Raw genomic sequence first — 12,860 nt, 5'->3', positions numbered from 1 at the left:
CTCCTGCCGGGTTAGCGGATGATGCCGCGGTGAGCTCCACGCAGGGAGTCAATGAGGGGACGTATTTCTGCAACATCGGAGTAGGACTTCTCAAGCTCTTCGACGGCCTGTTCGGTTGTCAGCCCCTGGCGATAGATCACCTTGTAGGCGCGGCGTAAAGCCAGCAAGACATCCTTGCTGAAACCACGGCGCTTAAGGCCTTCCACGTTCATGCCGTGTGGCTGGGCGGACTGACCGCTCGCCATCACATAAGCCGGAATGTCCTTGAGTACGATGCTGCCACCAGCCGCCATGCTGTGGGGACCAATATGACAGAACTGGTGCACCATGGTACCACCGCCCAGAATCGCGAAATCGCCGACCGAAACATGGCCCGCCAGGGTGGCACAATTGGCCAGAATGGTGTTGTCACCGACGATACAGTCATGAGCGACATGCACGTACGCCATCAAAAGATTGCCACTGCCGATACGGGTTTCACCCCGGTCCTGGACCGTGCCCCGATGAACCGTGCAATTCTCGCGAATCACGTTGTTGTCGCCAATCACCAGTGTGGTTGGCTCGCCCGCGTATTTCTTGTCCTGGCATTCCTCGCCGATACTGGAGAACTGGAAAATACGGTTATTCCGGCCGATAACCGTCGGCCCCTTGACCACCACGTGGGAGAGGATCTCGGTGCCCTCACCGATTTCCACATCCGGGCCAATGTAACTCCAGGGGCCAACAGTGACGTTGTCCCCGAGCCTGGCTGACGGGTCTACAATCGCCTGAGGATGGACACCCGACCAGTCATTTGTCGCCATCAAACTTCTCTCTCAGCGGTCAGAATCTCTGCCACGCAGACGACTTCACCGTCGACCAGCGCGCGACACTCGAATTTGTAAATACCCCGTTTACCGGAGATGAGTTCCGACTCCATACACAGTTGGTCCCCTGGTAAAACCGGGCGTTTGAACCGGGCCTTGCTGGATCCGGCGAGGTATTGTACCACGCCGTCAGAAGGTTTCCGGCCCACAGTCACAAAACCGAGAATGCCGGACAGCTGAGCCATGGCTTCGATGATCAACACCCCCGGCATGATCGGGTTGTTCGGGAAGTGACCCTGAAAGAACGACTCGTTAAACGAAATATTCTTGTAGCCCTTGATCGATTTTCCCTTTTCGACCTCCGTTACCCGATCCACCAGCAGAAACGGGTATCGGTGCGGCAGGTATTCCAGAATTTCGTCGATGTTCATCATGTTGATCGGCCTCAGCCCTCTAATTTCTTTTCCAGTTCTTTTACCCGTCGGGCCAGCGCATCCAGCTGCCGGAAGCGGACAGCATTCTTGCGCCACTGACGGTTGCTATCGGCGCTGGTGCCGGATGAATAGACCCCGGGCTCACGAATGTCGCCCGTTACCAGGGTCATACCTGTCAGATGAACCTGATCAGCAATCTCCAGATGACCAGCCACACCCGAGGCGCCGCCGAATACGCAGTGCCGTCCAATGCGGGTACTGCCGGCAATGCCAACCATCGCCGCCATGGCGCTGTGATCGCCGATGCGAACGTTATGGGCAATCTGGATGAGGTTGTCGAGTTTCACCCCATCACCGATGACGGTGTCGTCGAGAGCGCCACGATCAATGGTGGTGTTGGCACCCACTTCCACATCACTCCCCAGAACAACCCGACCGAGCTGTGCGATCCGGTGCCATACACCCTTCTCATTAGCAAAACCAAAACCGTCGGAGCCAATAACGGCGCCACTGAGGATGTGACAACGCTCGCCAATGACCACATCGTGAGCCAGAGTCACCCGTGGCCGGATTAAAGTCCGGGCCCCGACCCTGGCGCGGGCGCCAATAACCGAGCCGGCTCCCACGACGACTTTCTCGCCAATGTCAGCCCCTGCTTCCACCACCACATTAGGACCGATACAGGCATCGTCAGCGATGCTGGCCGACGGATCGACCACAGCAGTCGCGTGAACGCCGGGCAAAGCAACAGGCGCGGGATCAAACCAGTGGCTCAGCTGAGCATAGCCGAGGTAGGGGTTGTCCAGTAACAGGACGTTGGTCGGAGCATCCTTCGCCGAGGCCGGCGAAGCAATAACCGCCGAAGCACGTGTATCCGCCAGATACTTGCCATAGGAAGGGTTAGCGAGAAAACTGATCTGGCCGGGCACGGCGGCCTGCAACGTCGCCAGCCCCGATACCCTGATATCAGGATCACCCCGCAGCTCCGCACCCAGGGCATTGGCAACATCCCCCAGGCGATAGGACCTTTCTGTCATTGCGCGCTCCCAAGCAACGATCAGGGCACCGGGGTGCCCGTCACAGATTAACGGTTCAGTTTTTCAAGAAGCTGAGAGGTCAGGTTCATTTCAGGCTTCACATAGACAACGGCTTCGCTGGGCAGGATCAGATCGAGATTGTTCTCTTCAAGAAGCTCCTTGACCGCCGCGTCCACCTCGGGACGGGCCTGTTCCAGAAACGCCTGCTTACGCTGATTCACCGTTGAATCGAGCCGTTGCTTCAGGAAGTTGAACTCTTTTACCTTTTCCTGGAACTCACCGGCCAGCTTGTTGCGCTCGCTCTCATTCATCATGGCACCGTCTTTTTCCAGACGTTCCTGGAGCTTGCGGGCCTCTTCCTGAGCTTCGCGCACCCGGGCCTCATCGCCCGCAAAATCCTTCTGGAGGGATTCGCTGAAGGTCCTGGCATCGTCTGAAGAGAACAGTGCCTGACGCAGGTCGACCACACCAATTCGGGTTTCAGCCATGGCCGGGAATGAAAACGCCATGATCACAGCAGCGAACATCAACACAAATCGGGACATTGGTTTTCTCCTGGTTTTCATCCGTAGATTGTTATTATCCATGCTTTAGAAGGTCTGGCCCAGTGAGAACTGGAACACCTGGGTATCGTCGCCAGCCTTGTCGTTCAGCGGGTAAGCGAGACTGAATGCCAGTGGACCAACCGCGGTTATCCACTGGAAGCCAACGCCGGCGGCCATTCTGATTTCGCTCAGTTCCGGATCGAACCCCCGCGCTGTGTCAAATACCTGGCCGGCATCGAGGAAGAAGGCCGTCCTCATCGAACGGGTATCACCGGCAAAGGGCGTCGGGAAAATCAGTTCCAGCCCGCCCTCGGTCAGCAGGTTGCCGCCAAACGGGTCAGGATCAGAGAGATCGTTGTCATTTGGAGTTGCCCTGAGGCCCAGGGAGTTGGCTTCGTAACCGCGGACCGAACCGTAGCCACCGGTATAGAAATGCTCGTAAAACGGCATCTGGGTGCGATCGCCATAGCCATCGCCGTAGCCGATTTCGGATCGCGCCCGCAGGACCCAACGGTTGTTGTCAGTCACCGGATAGTAGAAGTCGGTTTTGTGAGTAGCCTTGTAAAAGGTCAGATCACTGCCTGGGACGGCCACGTCGATCGACAGGGAGTGACTGTAACCATCGGTCGGCAGCACGCCCCGATTCAGGGTACTACGACGCCAGCTTCCGAACAGGAAGAAATTGGTGAACGAATCGCCCTCTTCATCAATGAACTCACTCACCTCCTGGGACGTGAACAAGCCTTCCTTCAGGTTTGACTGGGTCACACCAGCGCCGAAATTCAGGCGGGTGATGCTGTCCGTCGGGTAGCCGAAGGTAACGCGGCCACCATACTCGTCCAGAAGAAACGAGGAGATGTCTTCCTCCTCGTAGTCAGTCTCGCGGGCAAAGATACTAAATCCACGACTGACACCATCAACGGTATAGTAGGGGTCAAGATAGGAAACGTTGGCGCTCTTAACCGAATCACTGACATTAACACCAAAAGACACCCGCTTGCCGGTACCAAAGAAGTTGTTCTCGGAGACATTGGCACCAAGAATTACACCGGAATCCTGGGAAAAACCGATAGACGCGGACAAGCTGCCCGTTGGCTGTTCTTCTACGGAGTAGTTAACATCAACCAGGTCATCGGTGCCCGGCACCGGAACGGTATCCACGTTCACGGTCTGGAAAAAGCCGAGGCGCTCCAGCTTGGTCTTGGAAAACTCGATGCGATCGGAAGACGCAACACCGCCCTCCATCTGGGTCATTTCCTGGCGCAATACATCATCACGGGTGGAAACGTTGCCCTCAAAATTGATTCTGCGGACATAAGCCCGCTTGCCCGGTTCGACGAAGAAAGTCACCGCAGCCGTGTTGTTCTCACCAGGTTCAGGAACGGCATTGACGTTGGCGAAGGCGTAGCCTTCCCTTCCGAGCCGGAATGCCAGGGATTCGGAAATTGCCGTCATGCGGGATCGGGAGAATACGTCGCCCTCCTCAACAGGAATCAGCGAGCGCAGCTCCTCTTCACCCACGATCAGCTCACCACGAAGGTTAATCTCGGAAATGGTGTACTGAGGCCCCTCATTCAGGGCAATCGCGATGAAGACTTTTTGTTTGTCAGGCGAAATGGATACCTGGCTGGACTCGACGTTGAAATCCAGATAACCACGGTCAAGATAGAACGACCGCAGCGATTCAAGGTCGCCACTCAGGCGCTCTCTCGCGTACTTGTCCGAGTTTGTAATTGAGTTCCACCAGCTCGTGGTCTGCAGCTCGAACAGCTCTTGCAGTTCTTCGTCACTGAAGTCCTTGTTGCCGATCAGGTTGATATGGTGGATCGCAGCGACCGACCCCTCATTGATATCCAGGCGAATCGCAACGCGGTTTCTGGGCAGCTCCTCGGCCGTTGCCTTTACCCGGGCGTTGTAGCGCCCCTGGGCAATGTAAGAGCGCAGAATTTCCAGTTCCAGACGTTCAAGAGTCGCACGCCGGAATACCTGGCCTTCCTGAAGCCCGGCGCCAGCGAGGGCATCCATCAACATCTCGGTTTCAATGTTCTTGTTGCCCTCAATCTCGATATCGCTGATGGAGGGTCGTTCACGAACCGTCAGGATAAGCACACCGGCATCCCGGCTGGCCTCAATGTCGGTGAAAAGACCGGTCCGGAACAGCGACTTGATCGCATCAGCCAGCTCGGTCTCGTCCACCTGCTCGCCAATATTGACAGGGAACGCGGAAAAAACAGTACCCGCAGATACCCTCTGCAGGCCTTCCACCTCAATATCCGCAACAGTGAACTGATCAGCAAATGCTGGCTTCAGGCCGGACACGGCTACAGCGAGGCCAACGGCTACACCTAGAAGAGAACGTCTCATTCAAATATTTCGCCTGGTTAATGCGCGTAAGGAGCTCGCAATTCTCACAACCGCATCAGGTCGTTGTAAAGAGCAAACACCATTAATGTGAGGATCATTGCCATACCAATTCGTAATCCAAACGCCTGAGCCTGCTCGGAAAGCGGCTTCCCACGGAGAGCTTCGATGGTGTAGTAAACGATATGACCACCATCTAGCACCGGCACAGGCAGAAGGTTCAGAATGCCCAGGCTCACGCTCAGATAGGCAAGAAAACGCACGAAGTCTTCGAACCCGGAACTGACACTGGCTTCAGCAACCCGGGCAATGGTAATTGGTCCACTGAGGTTGGTGGGTGACAACAGGCCGGTGACCATCTTCTTGATGGCCACCAGTGTCAAGCGGGTATCCGCCCAGGTTTCGCTGAGGGCGACCGGAACGGCGGCGAATGGGCCGTAGCTGACATCACGCAGCACCTCTTCTGGCCATGAGATAGCTTCCACACCGGCACCGACAAAACCGATTGACTCACCACTTTCCTGAGTCTTCGCTTCCGGTGTCACGCTGACGGATTGTTCCGCACCATTACGCTCGATGGTTACCTGAAGTGTCTGCTCCGGGGCATTGCGAATAAACTCGACCAGCTCAAACCAGCTACTGATCGGCTCGCCGCCCACGGCCACAATGCGATCCCCGGGCTGCAGGCCGGCAGCCTGAGCGCGGCCACCATCGGAAATCTGCCCCAATACCGGCGGAACAGCCGGGCGCCATGGCGTAATGCCGAACTCGGCTAACGGATTGGGAGTATCGTCACTCAGGCCCCAACCGGAAAGCTCACCGCTGACTGTACCGCGGGCGCCATCTTCCGATACCTCCATGGAAATCAGACCGTGCTCGCCGGTCCGCTCCAGAATGCGCATATTCACATCGCGCCACGAACTGACGCGATGGCCATCCACAGCGTGAATCTCCATACCCTCCTGAAGACCTACCCGCTCGGCCACACTCTCGTCAGCGATCTGCCCGACAATGGGTGCAACATGGGTAACGCCAACCACACTCAGCAGCCAGTAAGCAAAAATGGCGAACAGGAAGTTGGCCACGGGACCGGCTGCGGCGATGGCAATGCGCTGCCCTGGCGGTTTGGAGGTAAAGGCCTGATCCCTCAGTTCTTCTGGCACCGGCCCTTCGCGCTCATCCAGCATTTTCACGTAGCCACCCAAAGGAATGGCGGCAACTGCAAACTCGGTTCCATGCCTGTCGTACCATGAAAACATCGGTTTCCCGAAACCCACCGAGAAACGGAGCACTTTCACGCCGCAACGCCGGGCAACCCAGAAATGACCGTATTCGTGCAAGGTCACGAGGATACCCAGGGTAAGTGCGAGTGCTAGGACGGTTTCAATAATCTGCATAGCGTTCCTGATTGAATGGCTTCAGCCGGGCAGCATTCCGCTGCGACTATCAGACAGTTAACAGACCTATCTGTTCCCGCGCACGAGCCCGTGCTTCTTTATCCTTTGCAAAGATAATGTCAAAGCTGTCTGCTGGTTCAACAGCAGTCGCAACCAGCGTTCGCTCTATGATAACGGGGATATCCGAAAAACACAGGCTGCCCTCGAGAAAAGCAGCAACGGCCACCTCATTGGCGGCATTGAGAACCGCCGGCGCAGTGCCACCTGCCTCGAACGCTTCCGCCGCGAGGCGCAGACACGGAAAACGACCCAGATCCGGACGCTCGAAATGAAAACGACCGATCGCAAACAGGTCGAGAGGAGCAACGCCGGCATCAATGCGCTCTGGCCAGGCCAGGCCGTTGGCAATCGGTGTTCTCATATCGGGACTGCCAAGCTGGGCCAGAACGGAGCCATCGGCATATTCAACCATCGAGTGGATAATACTCTCAGGGTGGACATGCACCTCAACTTTCTGGGGCGTGGTATTGAACAGCCAGCAGGCTTCAATGAGCTCCAGGCCCTTGTTCATCAGGGTGGCCGAGTCCACGGAAATCTTCTGCCCCATGGACCAATTCGGATGGGCACAGGCCTGGGCGGGCGTTACCGATCGAAGATCCTCGGCAGAATGTTCCCTGAACGGGCCCCCGGAGGCTGTCAGAAGTATACGAGTGATGCCGGCACCGGCAGGGTCCCGGACCTTGTCGGCCGGCATGCACTGGAAAATCGCGTTGTGCTCAGAGTCGATCGGCAGCAATTCTGCCCCGGCTTCGGCCACGGCATCCATAAACAGTCTGCCGGACATCACAAGCGCTTCTTTGTTGGCAAGCAATACCCGCTTTCCCGCCCGCACCGCCGACAGTGTTGGCGAAAGACCCGCTGCCCCGACGATAGCCGCCATCACAGTATCGACATCGGGGGTGGAGGCCACTTCGCACAACCCTTCCAGCCCGCCAAGCACGCGAGTTTCAGGCAGGTCTGCCAGCAATTTTGAGAGGACATCGGCCGCTTCAGGATCAGCCATGACCGCCACTTTCGGACGGAATTCACGGCAGAGGACCGCGAGCTCTTCCGCACGGGTACTGGCCGTGAGCGCATAGACCGAGAAGCGGTCAGGGTGGCGCCGAACAACGTCCAGGGTACTGAGACCGATGGAGCCGGTCGCCCCGAGAACACTGATAGAGCGGATTACCATAGTCACCAGTGCCCGGTTGTCAGCCAACCAAGTTGGGTAATAATCAATGCAAATACCGGAATGGCCGCCGTCAGGCTGTCGATCCGGTCCATGATGCCACCGTGACCGGGTAACAGCTGACTACTGTCCTTGATGCCACGGTGCCTCTTGAGCATGCTTTCCAGCAGATCGCCCAACACTGAAACAAGACCCGTGGCGAGGCTGGCAACAATTAGCAGCGAGGTCTGAACCGTCCCCGCCGAAGCCAGCCAGCTGACAACCAGGGCAAAAACCCCGACGGCCATCAGGCCGCCCCAAACGCCCGCCCATGATTTACCAGGACTGACACGGGGCGCCAATTTTGCCTTACCAAACGCCCGACCGGCGAAGTAAGCACCGATATCGGCAACCCACACCACACAGAATACGTAGAGAATGAGCAACAGGTTGTTGGTACTGTCACCAAACTGGAAGCCGCCGGTTCGCAGGTGATTAAGGCCCACCCACGCCGGCACCAGAACGAACAGCCCCATGACGGCTCTTGCGGGGAGACTGCCCCATTTTTCGGAGCCGGCGGGATAACCGCGAACCAGAAGAAAGCAAACGCCCCACCAGAGCAACGATAACCAGAGGACCGCCACAAACGGAACGTTCAGCAGACCGTAGAGAATGATAGCGGTGGCCAGTGCGTAGCCAACCCGACCGGCAGGACTCTCAATACCGGACATGTTCGCCCACTCCCAGGCGCCCAGGGTAATGATGGCACCGGTAAAGAGCGCAAAACCCAGGGGCGGGAGGAAAAAGATCCCGCCAATGGCGATAGGAGCGAGGATCAGTGCGGTGATAATTCGGGTTTTTAACACGGTTGACGTCGCTATCGTTCGTTATTGTTGTACAGCCTTGGCCGCTATCTGATCATCCGTCTGGCCAAAGCGACGCTGTCGGCCGGCATAGGCCTGCAGGGCCTTGAGCATCTCTTCCTGCTGGAAGTCAGGCCAATACACCGGTGAAAAGTAAAGCTCTGTGTAAGCCAGGTGCCAAAGCATGAAATTGCTGATTCTTTGCTCACCGGCGGTACGAATCATCAGGTCCGGCATTGGCAGGTCACCGATGCTGAGGTGCTGCTGAATCAGGTCATCGGTGATGTCAGAGGGTGCCAACTGCCCGGAACGGACCTGCTCGGCCACCTTGCGTGTGGCCTGCGTGATATCCCAGTGACCACCATAGTTGGCGGCAATTACCAGGGTCATCCGGGAGTTGTTGCGGGTCAGCTCTTCAGCCGCCTCCATGTGTTCACGCAGTGAAGCGCTGAACGCTGACCGATCACCGATAATGCGCAGGCGAATATCGTTCCGGTTAAGTTTGCGAACCTCGCGCTCAAGGGCGAACAGAAACAGCTTCATGAGCGCCGACACTTCGTCCTTGGGCCGACGCCAGTTCTCGCTGGAAAAGGCAAACAGCGTGAGCACTTCCACGCCTTCACGGGCACAGGTTTCCACCACTGCCCTGACCGCATCGACACCGGCCTTGTGCCCAGCCACTCCCTTGAGCCGACGGGCCTTGGCCCATCGATTGTTCCCGTCCATGATGATGGCCACATGCCGGGGCCGACTGTCTGCCGACACCGGAATCTCTGCGGATACAGTTCCCGTCATGAAATCCCCTGTGCGGCCGGAGCGCCTCGGTGCTTCGGCCTTTCAATTCGCTTGCAAGTAGGTCCGGACGGTTAAACCGCCATCAGGTCCTCTTCTTTGGCCTTGAGCATCTTCTCGACTTCTGCAATGTAGCGGTCGGTCAGCTTCTGGATATCGTCCTCGCCCTTGCGCTCGTCGTCTTCGGTGATTTCCTTTTCCTTCAGCAGATCCTTGATCATGCTGTTCGCGTCGCGACGCGCATTACGGATGGAAACACGACCGTGCTCGGCGTCTGCTTTTGCCTGCTTAACCATTTCCTTACGGGTTTCTTCTGTCAGCATGGGCATCGGGATACGGATGATATCGCCGCTGGTCGCCGGGTTCAGGCCAAGGTCTGACGCCATAATAGCTTTCTCAATGGTCGGCATCAGGTTTTTCTCCCAGGGAGAGACCGTCAGCGTGCGGTTATCCTCGACGTTGACGCTAGCCACCTGCTTCAGCGGCGTCTCCTGGCCGTAGTAGTTCACCATGACACTATCCAGGATAGAGGGGTGGGCACGGCCGGTGCGGATCTTGTTGAACGCGGAGTTAAGGGACTCCAGGCTCTTTTTCATTTTCTTTTCGGCTTCTGCTTTGATGTCGTTGATCACTTCAGCATCCTCAATTCGTTCGTCATGTCATTCTGTAATCTGGCGCCACGATCCTGTGGGGCCGGGACAGCGATTCATTCGATCAGTGTACCTTCTTTCTCGCCAGTTACGATGCGAGTAAGGGCGCCGGCACGGTTCATATCGAACACCCGCAGCGGCATGCCGTGGTCACGGGCGAGACAGATGGCTGTCAAATCCATCACACCCAGTTTCTTGTCCAGAACCTCATCATAGGTGAGGTAGTCGTATTTCTCTGCACTGCTGTCGAGGTGCGGATCCGCTGAGTATACGCCATCCACTTTCGTAGCCTTCAGCACCGCGTCGGCCTCGATCTCAATGCCACGCAGACATGCAGCGGAATCGGTCGTGAAGAAAGGGTTACCGGTACCGGCGCAGAAGATCACGACATCGCCATCCTTCAGATCCCGTACCGCGCGACGGCGGTCGTAATGCTCCACGATGCCGCTCATGGGGATCGCGGACATCACACGGGTCCGGATGTTCGAACGTTCCAGGGCATCACGCATGGCCAGACCGTTCATCACGGTGGCCAGCATGCCCATATGATCACCGGTAACCCGATCCATGCCGGCCGCATTCAGGGCTGCGCCACGGAACAGATTGCCGCCGCCAATCACCAGGCCAACCTGCACGCCGATGCCAATCAGCGCACCGATTTCCAGTGCCATGCGGTCAAGAACTTTGGGATCAATACCGAAATCGTGCTCTCCCATCAGGGCCTCGCCACTGAGTTTGAGCAGAACACGCTTGTATCTGGGCTGGGTTTTCGATGATGTCGGCATGATGATCCCCTTGTCGTCTGTTGGCTGCTATCCGGCGTGGTACCCGTTGCAGGCTTGTATCTGACATACTCCTCATAAAAAGGGGTATCTCAGATACAAGCCCGCCACGAGAGCCGGGAATTCCCGGCTAACGTGGCAGACTCAGGTGATACAGTGGCTCAAAGCCCGCTGCATCGAACGAAGGATCAGGCCTTGCCTGTGCCGGCTGCAGCAGCAACCTCGGCAGCAAAGTCCACTTCTTCCTTCTCAATGCCTTCACCCACTTCCAGACGAACGAAGCCAACCAGCTCGCCGCCGTTGGACTTGATCAGCTCGCCCACGGTCTGGTCCGGGTTCTTGACGAAAGGCTGCTCAACAAGGCTGTTCTCCTTGAGGAACTTCTTGATGCGGCCACCCATCATCTTTTCGACGATCTCGGCAGGCTTGCCTTCCATATCCGGCTGGGCCTTGATCACATCCTTCTCTCTTTCGAGTTCTTCAGCCGGCATATCTTCCGGCTTGCCGACACGCGGGTTAACGGCAGCTGCGTGCATGGCGATGTCACGGGCAACTTCAGGATCACCGGCAGTCAGGGCGACAACCGAAGCGATCTTGTTGTTGCTGTGAACGTATCCACCAACAACCGGGCCTTCAACCTTGACGACACGACGAACAGTAATGTTCTCGCCGATTTTCTGAACCAGCGCTTCACGCTTGGATTCCAGATCGCCTTCCATCAGCTTGGCTACGTCGGTTTCGCCATTTTCAAACGCAACGTTCAGCACGTCGTTGGCAAAGTTCAGGAAGTTGTCATCGCGAGCAACAAAGTCGGTCTCGGAGTTCACTTCCAGAATAAAGGCAACGGTGTTGTCGTCAGAGATCTTGATCAGTGAAGCGCCTTCAGCGGCGGTACGGCCGGCTTTCTTGGCAGCTTTCAGACCGGATGACTTGCGCAGCTCTTCGATCGCAGCGTCAACGCTGCCTTCGGCTTCAACAAGTGCCTTCTTGCATTCCATCATGCCAAGGCCGGTACGCTCACGCAGCTCTTTGACCATTGCAGCGGTAATTGCAGCCATGTTCAATCCTCTCAACTGTTCCGAATTCGGTGGGGCGGTGTGCCTCGGAAAAAACCAGGCACACCTTACATCTAAACCGTGAAGGTAAAACGTTACTCAGCGGCTGGAGCAGCGCCTTCAGCGTCTTCGCTGACTTCAACAAACTCGTCAGCACCGGCACCAGCAGACTGGGCTGCTTCCATGCAGGTATCAGCAACGGCTTTCACGTAAATCTGGATCGCACGGATAGCGTCATCGTTGCCCGGGATCACGTAATCGACACCGTCGGGATCACTGTTGGTATCAACAACACCGATGACAGGAATACCAAGCTTGTTGGCTTCCTTGATGGCGATACGCTCGTGGTCAACGTCAATCACGAACATCGCGTCCGGCAGGCCGCCCATGTCCTTGATACCACCAATGGAGCGCTCAAGGCGGTCCATTTCACGGGTACGATCCAGTGCTTCTTTCTTGGTCAGCTTGTCAAAAGTACCGTCCTGACTCTGGGTTTCCAGGTCACGGTAGCGACGGATAGACTGACGGATGGTCTTGTAGTTGGTCAGCATGCCACCGAGCCAGCGGTGGTTAACGAACGGCTGACCGGCACGCTCGGCTTCTTCCTTGATGATCTTGGCCGCGGCACGCTTGGTACCAACGAACAGGATCTTGTTCTTGTTCTCTGCCAGCTGCTGAACAAATTTCAGCGCGTCGTTCATGGCAGGAACAGTCTGCTCAAGGTTGATGATATGAATCTTGTTACGGGCGCCGAAGATGAACTTCGACATTTTCGGGTTCCAGTAGCGGGTCTGGTGACCGAAGTGAGCACCTGCCTTCAGCAGGTCACGCATATTTACCTGAGCCATGATAGTTACCTTTTTAGCTTCGGGTTAGTCCTCCACGTATCCGATTACCCCAACCTGACTCCTTTAAAAGCAGGACCAGG

At 56.7% G+C, this 12,860-nt stretch carries 13 protein-coding genes; all 13 read right to left on the bottom strand.

Annotation, left to right across the window (positions count from 1 at the left end; translation table 11 throughout):
• Positions 1-11: 11 nt before the first annotated feature.
• The 13 genes from lpxA to rpsB all read right to left on the bottom strand — a co-directional run bounded on the left by lpxA (position 12) and on the right by rpsB (position 12,780).
• Positions 12-803: an acyl-ACP--UDP-N-acetylglucosamine O-acyltransferase gene (lpxA, locus tag MDHKLMBL_RS05795; protein ID WP_008170364.1), complete on the bottom strand. Its 792-nt coding sequence runs from the start codon at positions 801-803 to the stop codon at positions 12-14.
• Complete coding sequence (gene fabZ, locus MDHKLMBL_RS05790) at positions 803-1,240, bottom strand: 3-hydroxyacyl-ACP dehydratase FabZ (protein ID WP_008170365.1); 438 nt, start codon at positions 1,238-1,240, stop codon at positions 803-805. The genes lpxA and fabZ overlap by 1 nt, the downstream gene beginning before the upstream one ends.
• A gap of 11 nt (positions 1,241-1,251) precedes the next feature.
• A complete protein-coding gene (gene lpxD, locus MDHKLMBL_RS05785; RefSeq protein ID WP_104270325.1) occupies positions 1,252-2,277 on the bottom strand; it encodes a UDP-3-O-(3-hydroxymyristoyl)glucosamine N-acyltransferase in 1,026 nt (341 codons plus the stop codon).
• Positions 2,278-2,324: 47 nt separating this feature from the next.
• A complete protein-coding gene (locus tag MDHKLMBL_RS05780) occupies positions 2,325-2,822 on the bottom strand; it encodes an OmpH/Skp family outer membrane protein (RefSeq protein ID WP_104270324.1) in 498 nt (165 codons plus the stop codon).
• Positions 2,823-2,867: 45 nt separating this feature from the next.
• On the bottom strand, positions 2,868-5,186 hold the full coding sequence (gene bamA, locus MDHKLMBL_RS05775; protein ID WP_104270323.1) for an outer membrane protein assembly factor BamA: 2,319 nt from the start codon (positions 5,184-5,186) through the stop codon (positions 2,868-2,870).
• A 44-nt stretch (positions 5,187-5,230) separates the two neighbouring features.
• Complete coding sequence (gene rseP, locus MDHKLMBL_RS05770) at positions 5,231-6,580, bottom strand: RIP metalloprotease RseP (RefSeq protein WP_104270322.1); 1,350 nt, start codon at positions 6,578-6,580, stop codon at positions 5,231-5,233.
• 49 nt (positions 6,581-6,629) lie between these two features.
• Positions 6,630-7,814: a 1-deoxy-D-xylulose-5-phosphate reductoisomerase gene (gene ispC / locus MDHKLMBL_RS05765; protein WP_104270321.1), complete on the bottom strand. Its 1,185-nt coding sequence runs from the start codon at positions 7,812-7,814 to the stop codon at positions 6,630-6,632.
• A gap of 2 nt (positions 7,815-7,816) precedes the next feature.
• Positions 7,817-8,656: a phosphatidate cytidylyltransferase gene (locus tag MDHKLMBL_RS05760; RefSeq protein ID WP_104270320.1), complete on the bottom strand. Its 840-nt coding sequence runs from the start codon at positions 8,654-8,656 to the stop codon at positions 7,817-7,819.
• A 21-nt stretch (positions 8,657-8,677) separates the two neighbouring features.
• A complete protein-coding gene (gene uppS / locus MDHKLMBL_RS05755) occupies positions 8,678-9,448 on the bottom strand; it encodes a polyprenyl diphosphate synthase (RefSeq protein ID WP_104270319.1) in 771 nt (256 codons plus the stop codon).
• A 71-nt stretch (positions 9,449-9,519) separates the two neighbouring features.
• Positions 9,520-10,077 (bottom strand): ribosome recycling factor, encoded by a 558-nt coding sequence (gene frr / locus MDHKLMBL_RS05750; RefSeq protein ID WP_008170376.1) that lies wholly within the window; start codon positions 10,075-10,077, stop codon positions 9,520-9,522.
• A gap of 74 nt (positions 10,078-10,151) precedes the next feature.
• A complete protein-coding gene (gene pyrH, locus MDHKLMBL_RS05745) occupies positions 10,152-10,880 on the bottom strand; it encodes a UMP kinase (RefSeq protein ID WP_008170379.1) in 729 nt (242 codons plus the stop codon).
• 185 nt (positions 10,881-11,065) lie between these two features.
• Positions 11,066-11,935 (bottom strand): translation elongation factor Ts, encoded by an 870-nt coding sequence (tsf, locus tag MDHKLMBL_RS05740; RefSeq protein WP_008170381.1) that lies wholly within the window; start codon positions 11,933-11,935, stop codon positions 11,066-11,068.
• 92 nt (positions 11,936-12,027) lie between these two features.
• Positions 12,028-12,780, bottom strand: coding sequence for a 30S ribosomal protein S2 (rpsB, locus tag MDHKLMBL_RS05735; protein ID WP_008170383.1), 753 nt, complete (start codon positions 12,778-12,780; stop codon positions 12,028-12,030).
• Positions 12,781-12,860 lie beyond the last annotated feature (80 nt).

Source organism: Marinobacter flavimaris (genome assembly GCF_002933295.1).
Taxonomy (GTDB): domain Bacteria; phylum Pseudomonadota; class Gammaproteobacteria; order Pseudomonadales; family Oleiphilaceae; genus Marinobacter; species Marinobacter flavimaris.
This window is presented reverse-complemented; position numbering and strand designations above follow the sequence as displayed.